This is a genomic window from Sphingobacterium sp. GVS05A (genome assembly GCF_019969845.1).
Classification (GTDB): domain Bacteria; phylum Bacteroidota; class Bacteroidia; order Sphingobacteriales; family Sphingobacteriaceae; genus Sphingobacterium.
Window position 1 is genome coordinate 125,696 of the sequence record NZ_JAHXYR010000009.1, and the last position, 25,284, is coordinate 150,979.

General features: G+C 39.7%; 25 protein-coding genes and 1 pseudogene. 19 read left to right on the forward strand and 7 right to left on the reverse strand.

Features of this window, described 5'->3' with window-relative positions; all coding sequences use genetic code 11:
* Window positions 1-151: 151 nt before the first annotated feature.
* Window positions 152-1,273 carry a glycoside hydrolase family protein gene (locus LC454_RS20900; RefSeq protein ID WP_223584351.1) on the forward strand — a complete coding sequence of 374 codons (1,122 nt, stop codon included), beginning with the start codon at window positions 152-154 and terminating at the stop codon, window positions 1,271-1,273.
* A 109-nt stretch (window positions 1,274-1,382) separates the two neighbouring features.
* On the opposite strand, the gene LC454_RS20905 is transcribed toward LC454_RS20900, so the two are convergent.
* The gene (locus LC454_RS20905; RefSeq protein WP_223584353.1) at window positions 1,383-3,260 is read right to left on the reverse strand and encodes a M1 family metallopeptidase; all 1,878 of its coding nucleotides are present in this window, start codon (window positions 3,258-3,260) and stop codon (window positions 1,383-1,385) included.
* 160 nt (window positions 3,261-3,420) lie between these two features.
* Here LC454_RS20905 and LC454_RS20910 point away from each other — a divergent pair, with 160 nt between their 5' ends.
* Entirely contained in the window at window positions 3,421-4,278 is an 858-nt protein-coding gene (locus LC454_RS20910; protein WP_077438224.1) for a hypothetical protein, read from the forward strand.
* A 77-nt stretch (window positions 4,279-4,355) separates the two neighbouring features.
* Here the strand turns inward: LC454_RS20910 and LC454_RS20915 are convergent, their stop codons facing one another.
* The 6 genes from LC454_RS20915 to LC454_RS20940 form a co-directional block, all read right to left on the reverse strand.
* Window positions 4,356-5,753 (reverse strand): MBL fold metallo-hydrolase, encoded by a 1,398-nt coding sequence (locus LC454_RS20915; protein WP_223584355.1) that lies wholly within the window; start codon window positions 5,751-5,753, stop codon window positions 4,356-4,358.
* 12 nt (window positions 5,754-5,765) lie between these two features.
* A complete protein-coding gene (locus LC454_RS20920) occupies window positions 5,766-6,581 on the reverse strand; it encodes a sulfite exporter TauE/SafE family protein (RefSeq protein WP_223584356.1) in 816 nt (271 codons plus the stop codon).
* 58 nt (window positions 6,582-6,639) lie between these two features.
* The gene (locus tag LC454_RS20925; protein WP_223584357.1) at window positions 6,640-7,053 is read right to left on the reverse strand and encodes a DUF6691 family protein; all 414 of its coding nucleotides are present in this window, start codon (window positions 7,051-7,053) and stop codon (window positions 6,640-6,642) included.
* Window positions 7,054-7,614, reverse strand: coding sequence for a YeeE/YedE family protein (locus LC454_RS20930; protein ID WP_223584358.1), 561 nt, complete (start codon window positions 7,612-7,614; stop codon window positions 7,054-7,056).
* 82 nt (window positions 7,615-7,696) lie between these two features.
* On the reverse strand, window positions 7,697-8,137 hold the full coding sequence (locus LC454_RS20935) for a hypothetical protein (protein ID WP_223584360.1): 441 nt from the start codon (window positions 8,135-8,137) through the stop codon (window positions 7,697-7,699).
* Window positions 8,127-9,524, reverse strand: coding sequence for a WG repeat-containing protein (locus LC454_RS20940; RefSeq protein WP_223584362.1), 1,398 nt, complete (start codon window positions 9,522-9,524; stop codon window positions 8,127-8,129). Before LC454_RS20940 ends, LC454_RS20935 begins: the two co-directional genes overlap by 11 nt.
* A gap of 295 nt (window positions 9,525-9,819) precedes the next feature.
* Between LC454_RS20940 and LC454_RS20945 the strand changes: the two genes are divergently transcribed.
* The 17 genes and pseudogenes from LC454_RS20945 to LC454_RS21025 all read left to right on the forward strand — a co-directional run bounded on the left by LC454_RS20945 (window position 9,820) and on the right by LC454_RS21025 (window position 25,161).
* Window positions 9,820-10,500 (forward strand): response regulator transcription factor, encoded by a 681-nt coding sequence (locus tag LC454_RS20945; protein WP_077438218.1) that lies wholly within the window; start codon window positions 9,820-9,822, stop codon window positions 10,498-10,500.
* A complete protein-coding gene (locus LC454_RS20950; RefSeq protein ID WP_223584363.1) occupies window positions 10,490-11,872 on the forward strand; it encodes a sensor histidine kinase in 1,383 nt (460 codons plus the stop codon). The genes LC454_RS20945 and LC454_RS20950 overlap by 11 nt, the downstream gene beginning before the upstream one ends.
* A 153-nt stretch (window positions 11,873-12,025) precedes the next feature.
* Window positions 12,026-13,234 carry a porin gene (locus LC454_RS20955; RefSeq protein ID WP_223584365.1) on the forward strand — a complete coding sequence of 403 codons (1,209 nt, stop codon included), beginning with the start codon at window positions 12,026-12,028 and terminating at the stop codon, window positions 13,232-13,234.
* Window positions 13,235-13,270: 36 nt separating this feature from the next.
* Window positions 13,271-13,573 carry an urease subunit gamma gene (gene ureA, locus LC454_RS20960; protein ID WP_046674789.1) on the forward strand — a complete coding sequence of 101 codons (303 nt, stop codon included), beginning with the start codon at window positions 13,271-13,273 and terminating at the stop codon, window positions 13,571-13,573.
* 14 nt (window positions 13,574-13,587) lie between these two features.
* Window positions 13,588-13,884, forward strand: a pseudogene (gene ureB / locus LC454_RS20965) (urease subunit beta); the annotation flags it as partial.
* 81 nt (window positions 13,885-13,965) lie between these two features.
* The gene (gene ureC, locus LC454_RS20970; RefSeq protein WP_223584367.1) at window positions 13,966-15,816 is read left to right on the forward strand and encodes an urease subunit alpha; all 1,851 of its coding nucleotides are present in this window, start codon (window positions 13,966-13,968) and stop codon (window positions 15,814-15,816) included.
* Window positions 15,817-15,826: 10 nt separating this feature from the next.
* Entirely contained in the window at window positions 15,827-16,321 is a 495-nt protein-coding gene (locus LC454_RS20975) for an urease accessory protein UreE (protein ID WP_223584369.1), read from the forward strand.
* Between the two features lie 131 nt (window positions 16,322-16,452).
* Complete coding sequence (locus LC454_RS20980; protein WP_223584371.1) at window positions 16,453-17,139, forward strand: urease accessory protein UreF; 687 nt, start codon at window positions 16,453-16,455, stop codon at window positions 17,137-17,139.
* Between the two features lie 102 nt (window positions 17,140-17,241).
* Window positions 17,242-17,871, forward strand: a complete 630-nt coding sequence (gene ureG, locus LC454_RS20985; protein ID WP_120261827.1) for an urease accessory protein UreG — start codon at window positions 17,242-17,244, stop codon at window positions 17,869-17,871.
* A 12-nt stretch (window positions 17,872-17,883) separates the two neighbouring features.
* Window positions 17,884-18,855 carry an urease accessory protein UreD gene (locus LC454_RS20990; protein ID WP_223584372.1) on the forward strand — a complete coding sequence of 324 codons (972 nt, stop codon included), beginning with the start codon at window positions 17,884-17,886 and terminating at the stop codon, window positions 18,853-18,855.
* On the forward strand, window positions 18,848-19,327 hold the full coding sequence (locus LC454_RS20995; protein ID WP_223584374.1) for an urease accessory protein UreE: 480 nt from the start codon (window positions 18,848-18,850) through the stop codon (window positions 19,325-19,327). The genes LC454_RS20990 and LC454_RS20995 overlap by 8 nt, the downstream gene beginning before the upstream one ends.
* A 106-nt stretch (window positions 19,328-19,433) precedes the next feature.
* Window positions 19,434-20,483 carry an A/G-specific adenine glycosylase gene (gene mutY, locus LC454_RS21000; protein WP_223584376.1) on the forward strand — a complete coding sequence of 350 codons (1,050 nt, stop codon included), beginning with the start codon at window positions 19,434-19,436 and terminating at the stop codon, window positions 20,481-20,483.
* A gap of 19 nt (window positions 20,484-20,502) precedes the next feature.
* Window positions 20,503-20,961, forward strand: coding sequence for a single-stranded DNA-binding protein (locus LC454_RS21005; RefSeq protein WP_077438209.1), 459 nt, complete (start codon window positions 20,503-20,505; stop codon window positions 20,959-20,961).
* Window positions 20,962-21,257: 296 nt separating this feature from the next.
* On the forward strand, window positions 21,258-22,298 hold the full coding sequence (gene pheS / locus LC454_RS21010) for a phenylalanine--tRNA ligase subunit alpha (protein WP_223584381.1): 1,041 nt from the start codon (window positions 21,258-21,260) through the stop codon (window positions 22,296-22,298).
* A gap of 114 nt (window positions 22,299-22,412) precedes the next feature.
* On the forward strand, window positions 22,413-22,988 hold the full coding sequence (locus tag LC454_RS21015) for a TetR/AcrR family transcriptional regulator (RefSeq protein WP_223584387.1): 576 nt from the start codon (window positions 22,413-22,415) through the stop codon (window positions 22,986-22,988).
* 357 nt (window positions 22,989-23,345) lie between these two features.
* Window positions 23,346-24,758, forward strand: a complete 1,413-nt coding sequence (gene rlmD, locus LC454_RS21020) for a 23S rRNA (uracil(1939)-C(5))-methyltransferase RlmD (protein ID WP_223584395.1) — start codon at window positions 23,346-23,348, stop codon at window positions 24,756-24,758.
* A gap of 4 nt (window positions 24,759-24,762) precedes the next feature.
* The gene (locus tag LC454_RS21025) at window positions 24,763-25,161 is read left to right on the forward strand and encodes a hypothetical protein (protein WP_223584397.1); all 399 of its coding nucleotides are present in this window, start codon (window positions 24,763-24,765) and stop codon (window positions 25,159-25,161) included.
* Window positions 25,162-25,284 lie beyond the last annotated feature (123 nt).

The window sequence follows — 25,284 nt, forward strand, 5'->3', positions numbered from 1 at the left end:
AGCAAAACCCGTGTTATGTAACGTCAATGTTGAATGGGGGTTATTTTTAGAAATAGTCTTTTAAAAATAGGAGATAAAGAGTTTGACAACAAAGGAGTTATTTTCTATCTTGATGGTCAGATTCATTTTACATAATCAAAAAACCAATCTTATGAAAATATCTTCCCGTCGTGACTTTCTGAAAAATGTCATTGGTGCATCGAGTATGCTACTGCTTTCACAGCAAGGGTTTGCGGTGAATAATCGGTATGAAGAAGCATTTGTCGATAAGTTGCTCCCAGCACCAAAGGGAGGCGGATTTGCGATGAGAGATTATTGGATATGGGATCCTTCAGTGATTAAGGGCGAAGATGGTAGATATCATATGTTTGCATCACGTTGGAGCAAAAAATATGGCTTTGGTAATTGGGTTACCAATTCCGAAGTCGTGCGAGCGATTGCTGATACACCGGAGGGGCCTTATGAATTTGTCGAAGTGGTATTGCCTGCCCGTGGGAAAAGGTATTTTGATGGTTGTACAACCCACAATCCTCGGATTGTTAAAAATGGTGACTATTATGTGCTTTATTATTTTGGAAACAATTATGAGGAGCCCAATCCTAGTTTTTCCGAGAATGTTTGGGAATCGGGGTTGGGACAGAAGGCTTGGATGCATAAACGTATTGGAATGGCTTATTCAAAGTCGATATCAGGTCCTTGGAAGCGCGTCGATCAACCGATTTTGAATCCGAGGCTAGGGGAGTGGGATACTTCCATAACATCCAATCCTTCTCCGGTAGTTTTGCCAGACGGAAAGGTATATTTGATCTATAAATCATCACCTGTGAATTATAATCCCCCTTTGCTATTGGGGGCGGCGCAAGCAGATTCGTTCTTGGGGCCATATCTTCGTTTGTCTAATAAACCTATTTTTTCTTTCCATAGCGATCAAAATCATGAAAATGATGTGGAAGATCCTTTCGTATGGCATAATGGTCGGCATTTTGAATTGATTATGAAAGACCGCTATGGCAAAATCTGTGGGGAAGAGGGCGGCGGTATCTATGCGTATTCGAAAGATGGAATTGATTGGCATCTGTCAAAAGCAGTTAAAGCCTATTCCAAGACGATCCGTTGGAATGATGGTTCTGTCAGCCATCAAGCCAATTTTGAACGGCCATTTCTACTATTTGAAAATGGGAAACCGACACATCTTTTTGCGGCTACAGGAGATGGGGCGGAGTCTTATCAGTTTGAACGGACCTGGAATATGGTCATTCCTTTGAAGGTATAATAAAAGAGCTGTATCAAATTTTTAGTATGATACAGCTCTTTATGATTTTTATGATTTCATCAAAGGAACAGCAATCTGTTTATAGATGCTTATTTTTTCAGCATTTGAATTAGCGTGTGAGGCTATTGTTCGCCGATTCCACATCCGCAAGCCGAAGCGATGGATCTATTGTGATTCTTTTTGGTGCCTTATTGACTGAAATTTTATATTCAGGGTTTGTCCAGAACCAATCCTTCAGTACTGTGCGTTTTATACCCTTGTAGATCTCAAAATTTTCCTCCGGTTTTTCACCGCGCATTTCACGTAAAGGAATGTAAAATAGTTCTTTGCTTCCATCTTGATATTCTACAAGTATATCGAGTGGCATCGCAAAGTTTGATTTATTGAGCAGTTGAATTTCTGAATCAGTTACATGGCCAATTGCATAATCAATTTGGCGTGTCGTATTGATGAACAAATTGAAATACCACTTCAGGTTTATTCCGGATACATCCTCTGCAACACGTTTGAAATCATTAGGTGTAGGATGTTTGAATTTCCAGATGTCGTAGAATTTCAAAAAGGTTTTCTCTAGATTTTCCTGACCGATAATGTAGCCTAATTGCTCCGCTAGCACAGCACCCTTATTGTAAGCCTCATTACTATACCCATAATTCGTATTGTAATAATCCGCAAGCAGGCTCATCGGCTCTTCCTTGCCCGAAAGTGCAAGTTTATAATAAGCCCGATAAGCATCGATAAGAGGATTGGATGCAATGGCTCCTCTTTTTTCGAAGAGATGCTGCATGGCCAATTCTTCCACATAGGAAGTAAATCCTTCATCAAACCACTCATCTACGGTTTCATTGATTCCAAATAAATGTTGATACCAGGAGTGAGCAGATTCGTGAAAAATTACACCAACAAGGCTTTTCAGATTACGGCCACCGGTAATCAATGTCGCTGTTCCATATTCCATACCGCCGTCGCCGCCTTGGATGATGGTGTAGGTTGGCCAAGGATAAGTGCCAAACTTAGCACTGCAGAAATCGAAAAATTCGGTTGATAGGCCCAGGGCTGTCTTCCAATTTGAAATGACCTCTTTGTCAGTAGGAAGGTAAACTGTATAAACTTTGATTCCATTTTTGCTAGCAGCCGAGTCTACAATAAATTTGGGGTCTGCAGCCCAAACGAAATCGTGAATATTTTGGGCTTTGTAATGCCATGTAGCCTTACCATTGCTGGCTTTTACTTTCGCTTTTGCCTGATAGCCTTTTACCTCATCTGGATTTTGAAGAACACCTGATGCACCGACAACATAATTCTTGTTGAGGTGTATAGTGACGTCAAAGTTGCCGAAAGGGGCTATAAACTCACGACCTATATATTCGTCGAGATGCCAGCCGAATTCATCAAACTGAGCCATCTTCGGATACCATTGTGCCATAGAAAGCGCTACGCCTTCTGCCGAATTGCGGCCTGACCTCCGGATCTGTTCAGGTACCTGTGCAGTCCATTCTATATTAAAATTAGCTGTTTCTCCATCTTGGATCGCAGTGGGTAGGGTGACTTCTAGTATGGTACCATCTATCTTATAGCTTGTATTGACCCCATTCACGCTGAGGCTTTTGATTTTTTGGTAGCCGATCTGATTGGGTTGTAACGTTTCGATACGGCTTTGTAATATTGGTTTTTCTTTGGTGCCAATATTTGATACCATCCGTTTATCTGGATCGCTGATGTTTTTCAACCGGTAATCCATCATTGATCCTGGTTGGAATGCGTTAAAATATAAATGAAAATAAACTTTTTTTAAGGATTGGCCTGAATTGTTGCTATATTTCAAAGCCATTTTTCCATCATATTGATAAGCTTTTTCATCCACGTTGACGTCCATTGTATAGTCAACCTTCTGCTGCCAGAATCCTTTTCTCTGGGCCTTTACTTCCTGTCCTCCAATATTTATGACACATATAAGTGCTAGAAAGGACAATATTTTGATTTTCATGTTCCAAACTTACAAAATTGTCTCAAGAAATGCCGATTAATCAGCCCAATCGTACTAAATGTCATCAAATCTTGACGAAAAGTGATTTGATTATTAATAATTGGCTTGGTTTTGGTTAGAAAATTTATCTGATGAGTTACTAAATATTACAAATAAATTTATGGAAAATCTGTATTATAAGCCTTCGGGGAAGGTGCCTGCTTTCGCATTAATCGGCTCGCTTGTGTTGGGTATTGTAGGGTCAATTATTTTGGCAATTGTCTATATCGCCTTACAGTGGTTTATTCCGATTGTCTATTTCAATGTCTTTATCACACTTGGATTTGGAGCAGGACTGTTTTATCTGCTTAATTTTTGTTTCAAACAATGGAAGCTCAGGAACAAAGGTGTTGCGATTATCATCACACTGATCGTTGCTATAGTTGGTTTTTATGCACAGTGGGCTCTGTTTGTTTCGTTGATGTATAATGCTGAAGGTACCATGGGTGGAGACACCTGGGTGAAATCTTCTTTTAGCCTAGAAGGCTTTAAAGCATTTTTTATGCACCCCTCTTTTATCTGGGAGGCATTACAGGGCTTAAATGAGGTTGGTACATTTAGCTTGAAGAAATCAACTGTGTCAGGAGGGATGCTTTGGGCCGTATGGGGAATTGAAATGGCAATCATTCTGATTACACCTATTATTATGGCTTTCCGGGGTATTACCATTTATCCTTTTTCAGAGAAAGACGAGATCTGGATGAACAAACGGATTTTACCGGGGCGATTAAAGTTTGTTGAGGACAAAGATGCTATGGCGAACACATTGGCCAATCATGATTTTGCCTATGTCTACGATCATCTTTCCGATGAAGAAGAGCATTTTTCTTTTGCAACGGCAGAAGTGTACGAATCGGATACCGATGACCATCAATACCTGACCATCTATAATCATCAATTCGTGGAGAAGAAAGGGAAGATGGAGGAAAAGAAAGATGAGGTTATTGAATTCCTTCGAATTAACAGGAATAGCTTATAGAAGCAGCTGAATGACTGAGATTATGTGAAAATAAAATAGCTCCAGGATTTATTTCTGGAGCTATTTTATTCAACAGGCTATTTAACTAATAGACCACCTTTTGCTTTCCAGTCATTGATGGACGCACTATATATTTTGATGTCTTTAATTCCATTTTTAGCTAAGATCGAAGCTGCAATTGTCGCCCGGTCTCCAGATTGACAATGCAGGTATAATTCTTTTGTGCGATCAATTTTGTCTAGATTGTCTTCAATTGTTCCAACAAAGAGATGTGTGGCATGTGGTAGATGTCCTGCCGTAAATTCGGCTGTATTCCTGACATCCAGAATCTGAACGTTGGGATTGTCAAGGACATCATTCATTTCCTGAAATCCGATAAGCTGTTGTTGCTCCAAAGGAATTCCCAATTGTGGAATGGCTTCGACTGTAATATAGCCGACAACATTGTCAAGACCTATGCGCATTAATTTACGTGCAATTTCGTCCTGTTCGTTTTCATCTATGATAAGAATAAATGGTTTTGTGTAATCCAATATCCAGCCGGCCCAGGTGTTGAATGTCCGATTATGTTGTATGTTGATGCTGTTGGGAAGATAACCTTTCGCAAAATCAAATTTATGTCGTGTATCGATGACGGTGGTACCTGACTGATACAGTCTGGTAAACTCTTCCATCGAAAGCTTGGGATACTGAGGTACGCTTGTCTGTAGCGGACGCATGATTTTGTTGAGTTTCTTCATCATGGCAAAATAGCGCGGCGGCTCAGGCTGTCCTTCTAAAAGTTCCGCAACAAAATCACTTTCATTATTTTGATATTGAAACGCCCAGTTGCGTATCCGTTCATAACCAACGGTTGAGCTAGGTACAGCACCCAATGCTTTACCACATGCTGATCCAGCGCCATGGGCAGGCCACACCTGGATATAATCTGGTAAAGTCAAAAAATGCTGTAAAGACTTAAACATCTGCTGTGCACCAACTTCCTTGGTACCAATGAGGCCAGCGGCATTCTCCAAAAGATCTGGACGGCCAATATCTCCAACAAATACAAAATCACCTGTAAATATCATCACCGGATCCATTGTTGCTGGCGTATCAATTAAAACAAAACTAAGACTCTCAGGCGTATGTCCAGGAGTATGGAGCACCTTAAAAATTAGATTTCCAAGATGGATCTGATCACCGTCTTTTAATCCGATATGGGGAAATTCATATTGCCAATCCTCGCCTCCTTCGTCGGAAAGGTAACATTGGGCGCCTGTTAGTTCGGCTAATTCCAATGTTCCAGAGAGATAATCAGCATGGATATGTGTTTCGGCAATATGTGTAATTTTTAAATTGTTTTTTGCTGCAATCTCTAAGTAAGTGTCGACATCTCTTTTGGGGTCAATTACCATGGCAACACCCTTGGCCTGACAGCCAATTAAATAACTTGAATGTGCTAAAGATGACTCAAAAATGTGTTGAAAAAACATAATATATGATTTTTAGTGATTTACAAATTGAATGATTTCGAAAGTAAAAATTAGGATACCGATACTGATCAGGAAATAACCAAAGATCCCCTGTAGTCGTACCACCTCCAATTTGTCTTTCCATTTGGAACCAATCTGAAGGCCTATTAAAGTGATTAACGTAAAAGTAAGTAATATCGGCCAATTCATGTGGTTCAAGAGTTGGTAGTTTGCTACCAGACCAAAGGAGGCATTTAACCCAATGATGAATAGCGATGTTGCGATAGCCTGTTTTAATGGAATTCCCAAAAGGAGCACCAACGAGGGTACAATAATAAAACCCCCTCCGGCACCGACAAGTCCTGTCATGGCACCGACCAGCAGACCCGCGATAATTATTTTGAGGACTTGACCAATATGCATCGTGACAGCTGGTATTTCGACCTGTTTCCTTCTGCGGATCATTGCCAGTGCGGAAATCAGTATAACAATCGAAAATAGCAGCATAATAACGTGATTTCTGGAGACCGCTATTTCTGCAAGATGAAATTGCGTTGGTATGGCGGTCAACAGGTGGCGCTTGGTCAAGTAGACCGACAGTAAAGACGGAACCAAAAAGAATGCTGTGGTCTTTAGATCTATTTCGCCTCTGGTCAGAGGTTTAATTGAGCCGATTATGGCCAGTATTCCGATGGAGAACAGCGAATAATCAAGTGCATATTGGGGCTCAATATGAAATAGGTACACGAAGATCGGTAGTGTTAAAATACTGCCGCCACTCCCCATCAAACCCATTGATAGCCCAACCAATATCGCCAATAAAAAGCCAATTATAAATAGTAATTCCATGCTTGCTAAATCAAATGCTATTGTTATACCCACAGACTCATGATTGTCTATTCTCGGCTTAATGAGGCAGCTTGTGTCTAAGTAAACCATAGATCCATGTCCCTAGGATGGCGAAGATCAGTACAATGCCCAATGTCAAATAGCCTGAGCCGATCAATGCAAACATAGGTCCCGGACAGGCTCCTGACAATGCCCAGCCCAGCCCGAAAATAGTGCCACCGACGAGATAGCGTGTGATGCTTTTGTCTTTCGCCTGAAATGCGATCTGCATGCCATTGCTGTCTTTAATCTGTTTCCGTTTGATAATTTGTACAATAATAATCGCTGTTGCGAGTGCTGTACCGATCATGCCATACATATGGAAAGAACGGAACTGAAACATCTCATAAATGCGATACCATGAAGCTGCTTCTGATTTGTATAAAATGATCCCAAATAAGATCCCAATCAATATAAATTTTACTGCTTTCATTTATGCGAAGATTAAAGGAAATAAGAAGTGAACCATCATGATGCCACCTATAAAAAAGCCAATGACAGCGATTAAAGAGGGAAGCTGGAAATTGCTGAGTCCTGAGATGGCGTGTCCGGAAGAGCAACCTCCGGCATATCTTGTCCCGAAGCCAATCAATAGTCCGCTAATGCTCAGTATTAAAAACTGAAACCAAGAGCCATTAAAAATAAAGATAGATTCGGGAAGATAGCCCTGTAGTTGATCTATTATGCCTAGTTCCTTTAAATCAGCGACACTTTTTGCATTGATTTGCGCAGCAGAGCCGTCGCTTAAAAAGTAATGGGCAATGAATCCTCCAATGGCGGTCCCTAGTACCACAAGAAGATTCCAGGATTGCGTCTTCCAGTCGAAGCGAAAAAAAGAGGATGATTTACCGGCACCTAATATCGTACACATCGTCCGCAGATTATTCGACATACCGAAATCTTTTCCTTGTTTTAGCAATAAGTACATGACTAATGCAATTAAAGGCCCCGAAATATACCAAGGCCATGGTTGTTTGATGTATTCCAATAACATAGCTTGTTCTTAAGTTATATGACAAAGGTACATACCGCTATTACAAAAAACGGTAACAAATGTTACCGTGGAATGTACGCTATTACATATCGTAATACTCAATATTAGCCTCTTTGAGCGCTTGGGTCAATAGGGGCAGGTCATCCTCTTTCTGAAATAACTTATTACGCCAGGTACGAAAAGCGGAACCTTTGTTTTGGTTTATAATAATCAAATTGCCGCCGGAGCGTCTGAGATTTCGAATATGCGAAATGTTGTTCAAGGGGAATTCAACTGTTTTTTTTGAATTGCTGACGGTGAGTGTATCTGCATCCAACCGCCATGTTGAATCCAGCGTAGAACACTTGATCGCCAAATACAGTGCAAGGGGAACCATCAAAAGAGCGATGATTATCTTATAAATTTCTTGAATCGGAACTTTCGACATCCCTATCCCTATCAATAGAATCGAGGTCAATAGAATAAACATGTATTTCCCGCGATGCAATGTTGAAAGATAGAATGTTTGTGGATTACTCTTCATACTTTTTTATAAACTTTCCTTTTGCATTAATATAGTAAAAATTCTCAAGGTCTTCGCTGACCAAGGCTAATCCATTTTCAAAGGGTTGTGCATTTTGGAATTTAAAAGGAATGGTCACTTTGCCACTGTAGTCGAGATATCCATATTTGTTGTCTTTAAAAACCAATAATAATTTCTCGCCAGCAAAAGATAAATATTCCTGACCTGTAGGTAACAAATTTTTGCCGGATTTGTCAACTAACTGATAGGTTAGATTTTCGACAATCAGTGCTAGATTGTCGCGATACTCCGAAATAGTTTCGTATTTCGCAGGAATCAATATGTTCCCTTTTAGATCGAGTACACCAGTCAAGTCTCCTTCGTTATATAAGGCATGGCTCAAACTTGGGACGGAGATGAAGTCATATTTTGCAGCAAGCAATAGTTTACCGCTGTTATCCAACAGACCATACTTCTGATCTTTCATAAATACTAATGGTGCACCTTCCGTATCTAAACTTAACGATTCGTATTGACAAGGGATAACTTCTTTTCCCTGTAAGTCAATCAGGCCAAACATCTGAGCTGCATCGGTGACGATAGCATAATCACCTACGTACGCATATATGGAAGCATATTTTGCTGGCGTGAGTTTATTGCCTAAGCTATCCTGTACGCCAAAAAATTCAGTATTGGGATCTTGATACCAAGATAAATGATCATTTAGAGCAGAGTCGGTCGCAGTTTCTTCTGCTTCTCCTTCTTCATAACCTTCTGGAATTTCGAATAATGCCGTATCGTAAGGAACTTCTTCAACTTTCGTCGCTTGGATTCCTAAACCTTCGGCACCGATAGATAGCGCTGCTCCGGGTACCTTTTCTAGATAATCGTAGGTTCCCCAATATAATTTTGGTAAATTTTCCGCATACCAGACCGTGATTTCTGTTTGTTTATCTTTACTGCCTGCCAGATTAAATGTTGCTTTTTTGCAGGACAATCCTGCGATAACTTTCTTTTCATTCGGAATTAAGCTCATTTCAAAATCACTTGAGTAAGCGTAATCTCCACCCGCTGATGTTTCAATAAGTTTACCGGAAGCAAGATCCGTTGAAGTATATGTTTTGCTATTTTCGTCGATCAGATAAGAAGTCTCGTCTTTGATGTTGCTAATCTGTATGGATTTTCCAAACAGCAAAGTCTCTACACGCATTTGATCTTTACAAATATAGGCGTGCATCAATGCCTCTCCGTTTTCGGCCAAAATTTTGATAAATTCAGAAGCTAATGTATCTGTGCCTGTTTCGGGGTCTGCAAACTGATAGGTTATTTTAAAGACCTTTTGTTGAGCTGAACTGGTTTTAACAAAAACTAACGTGAAAAAGGCTATGCAAAGGAAAAAATGTTTCATTGGAAATACAAATTAGAATACGAAAGTATTGAAATTTGGTCGGTTTGTGAAATAATCTTTTGCCGATTGGGAAAAATCATGCAGAAATTTTGATATTATTGTATTCAAATGCCATATTGTAAAATATAGGTGATGATAACAGGCCGGAAAATAATAAGTGCGTTTTTATCATCACAAAAATATCATATAAAAGTCAAGAATTTTTGAATTTCAGGGCATTCAGCTGCTTAGGTAAGACGAGCGGCGATATTTTTGTATTTTACAAACCTTAAGTTTACTTTTTAAAACAATATCTGTGGAACTACTGCTTATAGAAGACGAACCGTCGGTCATATCCTTAATAGAAAGAGGGCTAAAGGAAGAAGGCTATAACATTAGCATTGCAATGGATGGCTATACTGGTTTGAAAATGGCCGGATTAAATCATTATGATCTCATTTTGCTGGATGTGATGTTGCCGGGGATGAATGGTCTTGATGTATGTAAAAACATCCGGATGTCCAATAATGAAGTCCCGATTATTATCCTTACTGCACTGAACCAAACCGAAGATATTGTGGAAGCTTTTGAACGTGATGCGGATGATTACCTGACCAAACCGTTTCGCTTGGAGGAACTAAAGGCTCGTATAAATCGCTATAGCCGCAAGTCCAAAACAGTGACTGAACAAAAGAACGTCTTGACATTTGATGACCTGCAATTGGATCGGGATAGCAAATCTGTTCAACGCGGGGAATCTCCGATCATACTTACAGCCACCGAATTCCGCTTATTGGAATTCTTAATGCTCAATCGTAATAAGGTATTGACACGAATAGACATCCTAGAGGAAGTATGGGGTATGGATGTCGATCTAAGTACCAATGTGGTGGATGTCTATGTCAACTATTTACGTAAAAAAATTGACAAGCAATTTGCCCGTAAACTGATCCATACAGTTATTGGTATGGGCTATGTCATCCGTCATGAAAATTAGGACCAAGATTGTACTCTTATTTTCAATCATCAGCACGCTTTTGCTTGTTGTCTTTGCCCTCTATGTTTCTTATTTTACCTACGATAGTTTGCAGACTAAGTTTTTTCACCGTTTAGAAGAAAATGCAGTTATCGTTGGAGATCATATAGTCCATCAAAAAGAAGAAAACAAAGAATTATATATTCAGGTAAAACGCAAATACCTCAAGCAGCTGTCCGAAGGGACAGACCATTTGCTACGGGTGGTGAAAGGTAGCGACAGTATTCGGTTTAAACCCAATCTACCCATGCCCATGAGCTTTTATAAAGAAGTTATTAAGAATGGCAAAGGCAGATATATGCATAACAAGACTGCATTTGTTGCGGTATTCTTTAATGACAATCTCCATCATGATAACCTTATAGTCGTATCCGAAGGTATAGATGAGTATGGCCATGATGAACAACGTCAATTAGACCGTACCTTAATTACAGGTGGATTCTTAGCAATTCTATTGATTATCCTCATGTCATTTTATTTTGCAGATAGACTACTAAAGCCTATAAAAGATATCAACAGTGATTTGGGGAAAGTGGATATTGCCAATCTGGACTATAGACTATCCAGTAAATTTAGCAATGCTAAAGATGAGTTAGGGGTATTAATTGCTAACCTCAACTCGATGCTCAGTCGTTTGGATATTTCTGTACAGTCGCAACAGAGTTTTATCGGAAATGCATCCCATTCATTAAAGACACCGCTAACAATTATTGGTGGTGAGGCCGAACTTGCACGAAATCTAATCCCAAAAGAACACGAAGCCTACTATTCATTGGAGACGATTGCCAAGTATGCGGATAAGATGGAACTCATTATTAATAATCTCCTTCAATTATCCCGTATGGGCTTTAAAGGAGAGGTAGATAATAAGGTGCTCATTCGCATTGACGAATTGCTCTATGAAATTTATAAGGCTGAACGAAGCATTCATAAAGATTTTAGGTTGTCTTTTGACCTTACTCAAATCCCTGAGGATAGCGATGAGTTAACTGTATTTGCTAATCCCGATCTGTTCTATATCGCATTTAGCAATATTATCTCCAATGCGTATAAATATGGCAATGGTGAGCAGGTTCAGGTCGCTATTAGCTGTGATGACCGAAATATTACAATTAAAGTATTTGATAAAGGGATCGGAATTCCGCAGAAAGATCAGCCCCATATTTTTACTTCCTTTTATCGCGCATCCAATGTCGGGGATATCTATGGAAATGGCCTAGGGCTTGTTTTAGCCAAGAATATCTTTGATCTTCATGGTGCTGAGCTCCATCTGTATTCTGCAGAAGGCCAAGGTACCCAGGTTGTTGTCACGCTGCCTAAAATTGCTTTCTAATCTCATTTTAATCTCATCCTTATCCCATTTTTAATTTGCCGCGATATACTTGTACCAGAGATAGGTATATCATATGAAACCATCATGATTTATTCAAACCTATAAAGGAATAAATCTGATAGCTTCATCACGAATAAAAAACGGTTTAAACGGATGAAAAAAACACTTTCACTTATTACAACGTTGGGTTTGGGCATTGCGGCATTAGAGGCGCAGGAACAGGCTCCAACAGATTCCATTCCAGCAGAAAGAAATAGCTTATTATCCAGAAGTAGTCTATTGTCAAAGGAACCAGCTAGGGCAAAATCATTTCAATTGGATGTTTTGCTGCGTGCAGGTCTGCAGGCTGATAACAGCGATGGCTCCGGTCAGGCAAAAGCAAATCTGGACGATGCCCGTATCTTGATGACCGGTGATGACAATGATCAGCTTTCCTATAAAGTACGTTTTCGTCTGAATAGATCATTCGCACCAACCAGCCAGGACAATGGATCAAGGGCATTGGATATGGCCTATATCAAATATAAGTTTGGAAAGGATCTGAAATGGTCCGTCACAGCGGGTAAGCAGAGTGCTATCGTGGGTAGCTACGAGTTTGAAAATAATCCTATTTACGAGTATAAATTCACGGATTATGTTGACCGTATTCTGAATTTATTTGTGGTCGGGGGAACATTGTCCTATGAAGTTAACCCTAATCATTCCTTACATGCACAAGTTTATAATACGACAAACGATAGTTTTATGGATGTGCATACCAAAAATGGTTTTGCAGTAGGTGATCTGGAGCGATCTGATGTGCCAATGGGTGCTTACTTTACTTGGGTAGGAGCCTTTATGGATAAAAAAATCAATACGAAATGGTCCTATAATATCTCTCAGTTTGCGAAGGGGCATACCAATCATTCCATCTCTTTGGCAAACAAGTTTAAAACGCCGAAGCAAATGGTCTATTTAGACCTGCAATATTCTTATTTAGGTGTTGACCATGCCTTGATTGCATCATCGGCGATCAATGACTTTTATGGACGTACGGGAACAGGACGTGTTTTGGCAAAGGATGTCAATTACGCTTCGGCAATTGTACGGTATGATCAGTTTTTAAGTGAAAAATGGGAGGTAGCTCTGAAAGGTGGTTATGAGACTGCCGGATCAAGAGATGACGATCAAGTTGGCAAAAATTTCCGTCAAAACTGGACCTACTTTGCTACCCTACAACATAAGCCTTTTCATAATCAGGATTTGCGATTCTACCTTGGTTATGTAGGTAATACAGTAAACTACAAGGGACATATGGATATGGGTAAAAGTCAATATAACCGTGTTGCCTTTGGAGCATATTTTACAATTCCGGTCTTGTAATAATTCCTTTAACAAAATAACAAATAATTATTTTTTATGCGTTTAACACCAAGAGAAACAGAAAAGCTGCTATTGCATTTAGCAGGAGAATTGGCAGCAAAGCGACTAAAGCGCGGGGTGAAACTAAATTACCCTGAATGTATTGCCTATATCAGTGCTCAGATTATGGAGGAAGCAAGAGATGGTCGGTCTGTTGCGGACTTAATGTCTTATGGTACGACCTTATTGAAAAGAAGCCAAGTGATGGAAGGTGTCCCTGAGATGATCCATGATGTGCAGATTGAGGTTACTTTTCCGGACGGTACCAAGTTGGTAACAGTTCATGATCCTATTCGTTAATAAATCTTAATCATATGATTCCAGGAGAATACATTTTAAAAAAAGAAGAAATCAAAGCTAACGTGGGGCGTAGAACCACTAGCCTTGTTGTAAAAAATGAAGGCGATAGACCGATTCAGGTAGGTTCACACTATCATTTTTTTGAAGCGAACAAATTGCTTTCGTTTGACCGCGAAAAAGCATTTGGTATGCGCTTGAATATTCCTGCAAGTACAGCGGTACGGTTTGAACCAGGTGAACAGAAGTCTGTTGTACTGGTTGAATTTGGAGGAAGCAAAGAAATTCACGGTTTCAATGGATTGACAAATGGGAAGTATACTGACCAAAATGTCAAATCAAAAGCTGTTGAGAAAATGAAAAAATTAAAATTCAGACAATCTAAATAATATAGAATGGGAGGATGGAATAGACGCGAATGGATTAAGGTGGTAGGACTCACGACATTGGGATCTACCGTTGGTCTACATGCGCTTGGTTTAGATAAACTAGGTTTAGACAAATCATCTGTTAAATATATTGATGGGGAACTTTACATCCCTAGAGAAAAATATGCTGCTCTTTTTGGCCCGACAACGGGTGATAAGGTGCGTTTAGCTGATACGGAGTTGTTTATTGAAATTGAAAAAGATTTCAACGTATATGGCGAAGAAAATAAATTCGGTGGTGGTAAGACGATCCGTGATGGGATGGGGCAATCTGCCCGAGCCCTGCGCGATGAGGGTGTTTTAGACTTCTGTATTACCAATGTAATCATTATTGACCACTGGGGTATTGTGAAAGCTGATATCGGTATCAAGGATGGTAAAATTGTTGGAATCGGAAAAGCGGGTAACCCTGACGTGCAGGATGGTGTAACCGAAGGTATGATTATCGGAGCTTCTACAGAAGTGCATGGTGGCGCTGGTTATATCCTTACTGCCGGTGGTATTGATACCCACATTCACTTTATATCACCACAACAGATCGAAACTGCATTATACTCAGGTGTAACTACATTTATCGGCGGTGGTGCCGGTCCAGCAGATGGTACATTGGCAACAACGGTCACTTCGGGCAAATGGTATATCGAGCGTATGTTTGAAGCGTTTGAAAACCTACCGATCAACGTTGGTTTCTTCGGTAAAGGTAACGTTTCGACAACCAAACCGATCGAAGAGCAAATTGAAGCTGGTGCATTAGGGGTGAAAATCCATGAAGACTGGGGTGCTACGCCTGCGACTATCGATGCAGCGTTAAAAGTTGCTGATAAATACGATGTACAAGTAGCTATACACACGGATACATTGAATGAAGCTGGTTTCTTAGAAGATACCGTTGCTGCAATCGACGGACGTGTTATCCACACGTTCCATACAGAAGGAGCTGGTGGTGGGCACGCACCTGATATCATCAAAATTGCGATGTATCCAAACATTCTCCCTGCATCGACCAACCCGACAAAACCGTTTACAGTAAATACCGCAGAAGAGCATCTTGATATGTTGATGGTCTGCCATCACTTGGATAAAAATGTGAAAGAAGATGTTGCCTTTGCAGATTCACGTATCCGTCCACAAACGATCGCTGCTGAAGATATTCTTCAAGATATGGGTGTATTCTCTATTATGAGTTCGGATAGCCAGGCAATGGGACGTGTGGGTGAGGTTATCTCGCGTACATTCCAGACGGCACATAAAATGAAGATACAACGTGGTCCTTTGGCTGAGGATAAGGGTAAAGATAATGACAACTTCCGTGTAAAACGTTATGTGTCTAAATTTACAATCAACCCTGCAAAAGCGCATGGTATTGATAAATATATCGGGTCTATTGAGACAGGTAAATATGCCGATTTGATCTTGTGGAAGCCAGAGTTGTTTGGTGTGAAACCAGAGCTGATTATCAAAGGTGGTATGATCCTAGGTGCGAAAATGGGCGATGCGAATGCTTCTATCCCTACACCACAGCCTATCATCTACAGACCGATGTTCGGAAACTATGGTAAAGCAGTATCAAAATTGTGTTTCAACTTCGTTTCAAAAATATCTTTAGAGAATGGAAATATCCAAAAATTGAATTTATCACGTAAATGTTTGCCAGTAGAAGGCTGTCGTACAGTGATGAAAAAGGATATGGTACATAATCATGCCACACCAAATATCGTGGTCAATCCAGAAACGTATGAAGTAACAGTAGATGGTGTTTTAGCTACTTGTGAGCCATTAAAAGAGCTTCCAATGGCACAACGTTACTTCCTGTTCTAATTCAGAATATATGATTTTAGCAAGAGACATTAAAGGCAATATTTGGGCGGATGGCAGGGAGCAGGATGCTACGGAACTTGATTTTTTAGAGCTTGAATGGTTTGATACCGAGCGACGTGTCATTCGGGGATTTACCGTTCGGGGCCGAGAGATCGGATTTAAGAATCTGGGTGAAGACTCCTTGTTTGATGGTGATATTCTGTTTGAAACAGAGGAGCTCCGTATCGTTGTCCGAATATTGCCCTGTCCTTGTTTGGTTGTACGACCAAAAAATGTATTGGATATGGCAAGAATATGTTTAGAAATAGGCAATAAGCATATCCCTGTTTTTATCAACAAAGATCATGAAATCATAGCGGCTTACGAAAATCCGCTGTGGGAACAATTACTGCGGGCGGGATTTACACCAACGAAAGAGTCACGGGTAATCGAACGCACGCATACATTGCGCATACATCAGTATGCTGTAGTGCAAAATAAAATCACACTAGCAAAGGAGATATAATATGAAATATCCATATTGTAGCTACATAAATCTAATGATCACAAAGTATGATCAGGCGATTGCTAGCAGGAGTGATAGAACAAAGTAACCTGGATATTCCATATGACCATTAAAAAACAAATAATTTACATATGAATCCATTGTTGACATTGATGCAGATCAATGATTCCGTTTTTCCGATTGGAGGGTTCACACATTCCTATGGATTGGAAACCTATATAACCAAAGGTCTTGTACAGGACTCGAAAACTGCCAAAGAGTACGCACAGACTTTATTGGAACATAGCTTCTATTACAACGATGCGGCCTTTTTTCATAAGACTTGGCAATTATGCGAAACAAAGGCAACAAAGAAGAAGGTAGCAGAATTAGATGCCTTGATCACGGCCTTTAAAGCGCCTTATGAAATTCGGGATGCAAGTAAAAAATTAGGAATACGCTTCTTGAAGCTGACTGAAAAATTGCAGCCGGTTAAACGTTGTTCAGCTTATTTAAAAGCAATAAATACACAAGAATTGCATGGGCATTACGCGATGGCATTTGCCATGTTTGCACATGCGCAAGGGATTAGTTATTCAGATGCATTGAGTGCTTTTTATTACAATTCACTCAATGGTATTATGACCAACTGCGCGAAACTGGTCCCTATTAGTCAAATGGATGCACAACAGATTCTGTTTAAGTTGCAGCCATTAATCAATAAGTTGGTTATCGCGCAACCAGCGTTGGAAGAGGATTTAATCGGTAATTGTTGTATCGCACAAGATATCCGTTGTATGCAACATGAAAAGTTGTATACACGTATCTATATATCGTAAAAGCAAGATTACTGCTATACTTAAAATTTATTTTATCTGATAGAGCAAGGTAAATTTTAAGCATCATAAACTTCATCTAATCGATCGAAAAAATAAATAAAGATGAAAAAGACGTCAAAAAGAAATTATGTAAAAATTGGTGTTGCCGGACCTGTAGGATCGGGCAAGACTGCTTTGATCGAACGATTGACACGTTCGATGTCCGCAGATTATAGCATCTGTGTTGTTACAAATGATATTTACACACGTGAAGATGCGATGTATCTACAGCAAAATTCGGCCCTACCAGCAGAACGTATCATTGGTGTAGAGACTGGTGGATGCCCACATACCGCGATCCGCGAGGACGCATCGATGAATATTGAAGCCGTAGAAGAATTGGCCAATCGTTTTGAGGATGTGGAGCTTATTTTTGTTGAAAGTGGCGGGGATAACCTGACAGCAACATTCAGCCCAGATTTAGCGGATTTAACCATCTTTGTTCTTGATGTTGCCGAAGGAGAAAAAATGCCGCGTAAAGGTGGCCCTGGTATCACACGCTCAGATTTGCTATTGATCAATAAAATTGATTTGGCGCCCTATGTACATGCAGATTTGGAGGTCATGCGCCGCGATACATTGCGCATGCGCGGAGAACGTCCTTTTATTTTTACGAATCTGATGACATTAGAAGGGTTGGAAGATGTAAAGAAATGGATCAAGGAATACGCTTTATTAGAACAAGTAGGCTAAAAACAATAGGATATGGATAGTAAGATAGTATTAAATGTAGCCAAAGAGGACGGTAGAAGCAGACTGAAAGAAAGCTACCATAATGCGCCTTATAAATTGACGCATTATGGAGCAGCGAATCTAACCGACCATCTGGAAATGATTATCATGAGTGCATCACCCGGTATTATGGATACAGATCATCTTCATATTGATATCCATGTAAAGGAAGAGGCCCAATTAAAGCTGTTTACGCAGTCTTTCAATAAATTGCACCCGATGAAAACTGGTGCCGGCCAGCATACAGATGTGCAGGTTGCCTCAGGGGGGATATTGCATTACATTCCGCATCCGGTCACGCCTTTTAAAGACTCCATATTCAAGGCGACCAATCATATTCATTTGGCAGAAGATGCAGTTTTGATGTGGGGTGATATTATCAGTGTCGGGCGGATCTATATGAAAGAAGCATTTGAATTTGATCGTTTGCATACACAGACTAAGATTTTCAGATCAGGAAAACTGGCCTTTATTGATAATCAGCTGTTGCAACCCAAAAAGCAGCCCATTCAGAAGATGCTCTTCTTTGAAGGTTACACCCATCAAGCGACCTTTATATTCTCCGCTCTTTTTGCGCAGGAATTAAAGAACGAGCTTGATGAAATATTGACCGTAGAATATAATGACATCTCTTATGGATTTACCCAGGCATCATCAGATGTCGTTATTTTACGAGCGCTGGGTTCTGATGGTGAATTGCTCTATGATTTTCTGCAAATGTTGGGGCAATTGTGCTGGGACTTTACCATGCATAAACTGTCGGAGTCAAAAGAAGTTGAAGTTATCGAAAATGAGGGGGCTGAGCCTTTACCAGTTGTGGCAGAAGCGGTTGTTGCAGAATCGGTTTTGACCGAATCTGTTGTCGCTAAAAAGAAAAGTACAGCCAGCCCGCGGAAAAAGAGGGTAAACAAGAGTAAAACGGAGGAAGGACTGAAATATGCGTAAATCGAAAGAGCCTTCCGAAATCCTCATTGAGTCCATTCCCAATTTTGAGCATGTTAAATTCAATCGTGAATCGGATATTTTGGATCTTTCCTACTTTGAAGTGAATAAACGTGTTATCCATCGCAAAACGCGTAAGGGCAATACGGTAAAGATACAACGGGATGACAGCACGGCTTTACAGTCGGGGCAATGTATTTATCATAGCGAAGATCTGTTTATACAGGTCAATATCTTACCTTGTCTTTGTGTATTGCTTGACAGTCAAGATCTTTCTGTGGTCGGGGAATTCTGTTTTGATGTAGGCAATCGTCATTTGCCCGTGTATCTGAAAGCTGATGGGCGCTTTGCTGTCTCCTATGACGGACGCTTGTATCAGGCATTAAAAGAAAAATATAATGGTTCCATTTCCTTGGAAAATGCCATTTTGGAACCGGATGAACAGATTACGTCGCTTCGCAATGCGAAAAAATAAGAGGTGAGTATTCGAACACTTGTTTTAGGTTTTGATTTGATAGCGGGAACCGATCTTTGTTTGTACGCTGCTTGAAAATGCTGAAAAATTGTGCATTTTTGTTGTTATGACATTTGGTGCGGAATTGCAGGGATGGTATCAACAGCATAAGCGTGATTTACCATGGCGGGAAACAAGAGATGCCTATAAAATTTGGCTCTCTGAGATTATCCTGCAACAGACTCGAGTAGAACAAGGGCTGCCTTACTATTTACGATTTGTGGAACGGTTTGAGACAGTCGTTGACTTTGCTAACGCAGAGGAAGATGATATTTTACACCTTTGGCAGGGACTAGGTTATTATTCAAGGGGACGAAATATGCATAAGGCCGCACGAATCGTCCGTGATGAATATAACGGCATTTTTCCCGTAGACTATAAGACCTTGCTAAAGCTTCCCGGTATAGGTGAATATACCGCTGCCGCAATTTCATCCTTTGCCAATAATGAGGCTCAGGCAGTACTGGATGGGAATGTGTTCCGTGTGCTGTCAAGATATTATGGCATAGACACAGCGATTAATTCTACTGAGGGAAAGAAAATTTTTACGGCTATCGCTCAGGAAAATTTGGATCAGGACCATCCGGCATTATACAATCAGGCCATTATGGATTTTGGGGCTATTCATTGTAAGCCGAAGCAACCTTTGTGTATTACTTGTATGTTTAATACATCTTGTTACGCTTTGCTACAGGGAGAGGTCGATCGATTGCCAATTAAACTTAAAGGCAAAGCAAGCAGAGAACGGTACTTTAATTATTTTATCCTTAAAGACGAAGCGCAAATTTTGATGTCAAAACGCGGAGAAGGCGATGTCTGGCAGAATTTATACGAGTTTCCCCTGATCGAGTCTGATCGAACATTAAGTATATTCGAGCTCCTTGGAGATGAACAATTTGTCCATTATTTTGGGGATAAGGCGGAGATCAAACTTCTACAAAAACAAATTAAACATATTCTGAGCCATCAGAATATTTATGCGACATTCTTTGAAGTGCGGTTAGAGGGCGGTCTAAATCAAAAAAAATCCAATTGGGATTATGTATTTTTAAAAGATTTAGATAAATTAGCTAAACACAAGTTGATCTTTACCTTTTTGGAAAGATCCAATTTTTAACCATTTATGCTTTTAAATTATGTCAGGAGTTAACAAAGTTATTTTAGTGGGACATCTTGGAAAAGATCCCGAAATTAGATATTTAGAAGGCAATGTCTCCGTTGCCAGTTTCCCATTGGCAACTTCAGAAACGTATAACAAGGACGGAAAACGAGTAGAACAAACCGAATGGCACAATATCGTCATGTGGCGCGGTTTGGCGGATGTGGCAGTAAAATACCTTACTAAAGGCAAATTGGTCTATATCGAAGGTCGATTACGTACACGTACCTACGAAGATAAAGAGGGGATCAGACGCTATGCTACTGAAGTAGTTGCAGAGACTTTTACCCTTTTGGGACGGAAATCGGATTTTGAACCTACTGGAGCTGCTAACACGGGGAATGTTGCAAGTACACCGGCGCAGAAAGCTGAGGATAAAGAAATCGAAGTTGATTTTACCGAAAATGATCAGGAAGATAATCCGCTTCCATTTTAATCGAACTTAAAGGTAGCTTTGAATATTAGAAGATTATCATTTTATATTAAATATAGTTATGGGCAAAAGAGCAGATGAAAAATCTGCTCTTTTTGATTTTTGACATATTTCTAATTCCTTTTAATCACAATAAAAAAGAATCGAACCATTTGTGTAGGCTCAAAGAGTTGATTACAAAGACCTTTGTCCCATCGATTCGTAAATGCTGATTTTCTTTACAGGAGCGCTTTTGACACGAGTTGAGAGATCGCGAAAATTTCTTTTTGGCGGAAATTTTGGCTATGTTTGTCGTAATTATGTTGCAAGATAAAATTACGCAGTATACTGAAGAAATTAAGGCGTTTGTGCCATCTTCTTCAGCCGATGTAGAAAATTTCAGATTGAAGTTTTTGGTTTCCAAAGGGATCGTGAAAAATCTTTTTGACGAATTCAAAACAGTTACTCCTGAGGAAAAACGTACTTTGGGGAAAGTACTGAATGAATTTAAGCAGTTGGCAGAAAATACATTCAAGGAAGCACAAGAGAAATTTGGTTCCGGTGAGAAACAGAAATCCCAACAAATGGAAGGTGATCTTACGTTGCCTGGTAATGGATTTCAATTGGGGTCTAGACATCCGATCTCATTGGTACGTAAGGAAATCGTTGAGATCTTTAAAAAGCTGGGCTTTATCGTTTCTGAGGGGCCAGAGATTGAAGATGATTGGCACAATTTCTCCGCGTTGAACTTTCCTCCTGAACATCCGGCTCGTGATATGCAAGATACATTCTTTATCAAAAAGCAAGAAGGTAACGATATTACGCTAAGAACGCATACATCTTCTGTTCAGGTTCGCCTTATGGAAGCTGGTAAACCGCCTTTCCGTGCGATTATGCCTGGACGTGTGTATCGGAACGAAGCAATTTCTGCTCGCGCACATTGTTTCTTTCATCAGGTAGAAGGATTATATGTGGATGAAAATGTTTCGTTTGCTGATTTGAAGCAGACTTTATATCATTTTGTTCAAGAAATGTATGGCGAGGGAACTAAAGTGCGTTTCCGTCCTTCTTATTTCCCTTTTACAGAACCTTCTGCGGAGATGGATATTTCTTGTACGATCTGTAAAGGTGCAGGATGTAATCTTTGTAAATATTCAGGTTGGGTAGAGATTTTAGGTTGTGGAATGGTAGATCCGAATGTACTTGAGAATTGCGGTATCGACAGTAAAAAGTATTCAGGTTTTGCCTTCGGTATGGGTATCGAAAGGATTACAAACCTTAAATATGTGATCAAAGATTTGCGACTTTTCTCTGAAAATGATACACGTTTCTTATCTCAATTTGAGACTGAACTAATATAAATCAATGCTAATAAAGACTATTGAAACCATCACACTATTGCCACTCTTAAAGCGCATCTTGTTCTGTTTAGGAATTGGAAATAGTGTGATGTGTGGTAGTCTTATCTGAAGAATATGGAACCAGATCATATCATTGAATCCATAAAAAGAACCGCACGAGAACTCTTTCGTCAAAATGGTTATCATAAAACCAGTGTAAACACCTTAGCGAAAAAAGCTAAGATTGCTAAAGCGACTGTTTATAAGTATTTTGATAGTAAGGAGATGATTTTGCATGCTATCTTGATGGATTATCTGCGGGCGAGTTTGTTGGAAATCTTAAAGACGACAAGATATGAGGATGATATGGCCTCTTTTTTGGCGTCCACTATTCTTCGTGTCAGCCGACTAACCTATACCGCATGTAATGAGTTGATTGGCTGGGAATTTATTCGTGAGTCTGCCAATGCACAGGAATATCTAAAAACACTATCTGAGGATTTGGAATTTTTGCTTTTAAGCACATTTATTCAGAATGAAAAGATTAATGAGGCGATCAGTGAGGAAAAACTGACATTTCTGATCAAATCAAGTAAGAGCATTGTATTCTCTTTTGCTTTTACAGCTGTTTCAGATGCCGATGTGCGTAAAAATTTCATTTCTTTTCAAAAGGAGATTCTTCCTTATCTCGTTCAGGCAACTATACTCTAAATGACGTAGGTCTTATTTGTCTAGTATTTTTCGGTTATCCACTTTTAAATTATCTTCAATTTTTTTCTGAATTGTTTGTTTTTTATTGATTCGTATTTTTTTATTAGGGGATCAATGAGCTTGCTAGGTTCAGTTTATTGGGCAGAAAGAACTTTTAGTCGATTTTCATAGCTGTTTGTACTAAACTTATATCATCGTTGATACTTGAATGATGGTCGTTGATATTGCTTGAATCATTTTGAATACAGATGGAATTGGGGTGATGGAAATGGATTATTGTGATGCCCAAAAGGTCTTTTTTTTAAGACCATGTAGGTCAGTGGAAAATCATTATAAAAAATTGTATTTTTGCAAACTATGAGTAGAAGAATTCCGCAAGAAAAAAAGTTCTTGAAAGATATCGCAATCATTGATATTGCCGAAGAAGGTAGAGGTGTAGGTAAAACTGATGATTTGGTTTTGTTTGTCGAAAAAGCTGTCCCCGGTGATGTTGTCGATGTGGAGTTAATGCGCAAGAAGAAGAATTTTGCTGAAGCCCGGGTGACGAGTTTAAAAGAAGCTTCTACTTATCGCGTTGATCCTTTTTGTGAGCATTTTGGTATTTGTGGTGGCTGTAAATGGCAACACATGAGCTATGAAGCCCAATTAAAATTCAAGCAACAATCTGTTTATAATGCTTTATCCCGTATTGGGAAGGTCGATACTTCCTCCATGGAAGATATTTTGGGATCAGCTCAAACGGAGTATTATAGAAATAAATTGGAATATACATTTTCCAATAAGAAATGGTTGACCTCTGTTGATGAAGATTCATCACAATTGGAAATGAATGCTTTGGGCTTCCATGTGCCCGGACGTTTTGATAAAATCTTAGATATCGATCATTGTTTTCTTCAGGGAGATCCTTCCAATGAGGTGCGGAATACCATACGGGACTTTGCACTAAGCAAGGGGATGACCTTCTATGATCTTCGTGAGCATACAGGGGTATTGCGAAATCTGATTATCCGTATTTCTTCTACTGGGGAGATGATGGTCATTGTGGTTTTTGCCTACCCAGAAGAAGGACAAGTGGAATTGTTAATGAATTTCATCAATGAAAAATATCCGCAAATAGCTTCACTCCTTTATATTGTGAATCAAAAGCGCAATGATACCATCTTTGATCAAGATATTTACGTGTATGCGGGCCGGGATTTTATTTATGAGGAAATGGAAGGTCTTCGTTATAAGGTCGGGCCGAAATCATTTTATCAGACCAATTCTGCACAAGCATATGAACTCTATAAGATCACACGTGATTTTGCGGATTTAAAGGGGGATGAGTTGGTTTATGACTTATATACAGGAGCTGGTACAATTGCGAATTTTGTTGCTAAGAAGGCAAAAGAAGTGATCGGAGTTGAGTACGTACCTACTGCAATTGAAGACGCAAAGGTCAATTCAGCGATCAATAATATCAACAATACAAAGTTTTACGCTGGAGATATGAAAGATGTGTTGATACCATCTTTTATTGCTGAGCATGGGAAACCAGATGTCGTGATTACGGATCCGCCAAGAGCAGGTATGCATGCGGATGTTGTGGCCCGGTTATTGGAAATGGAGTCTCCGAGAATTGTTTACGTGAGTTGTAATGCAGCGACACAGGCGAGAGATTTAGTGCTATTGGCAGAAAAATACGATGTAAAACGTATCAAGCCAGTAGATATGTTTCCCCATACACAACACGTAGAAAATGTCGTTCTATTGGAACTAAAAAAATCATAATATTATGGAAGTAGAGGATTTATTTTCGAGCGGATCCAGAAATGAGGAAGCGCCATCTACTGGGCAGAGCCCCTTGAAAAGTTTGCAGGTAGATCTTGATTTTTATAGTGAGTCGATCCGTGAAGTTGCGATGGAGATCATAGAGGAGGGCTATTCTTCCTATCCGATTTTTGTAGCACATCAACATGAGGTTTCCGTGGGTGAAGTGATTTTAGATCGTGTAGATCTGGAAACTAATTGGACAATCAATGCTTCTACTTTGGAGGAATTTGTCGAATTGGATATCATTCAGGAGGATCGTAAAGCTGCTTTTATTCAGAATTATAAATCTGCGAAGGATTATATGTGTTTGTTTGTCGTTGTTGCTGAGGGAGCCAATTTTGTTTTCTACCCCTATAAATAGAGAAAGAATATTTAAACTTTTTTAACAATACAATTGTCAAACTATTACTATTTTTAGCGAAATAGGTTGAAAGCATGATGGAATCAAAAAGCTATAATGAGCAGACCGGAGAATCAGGTCTTT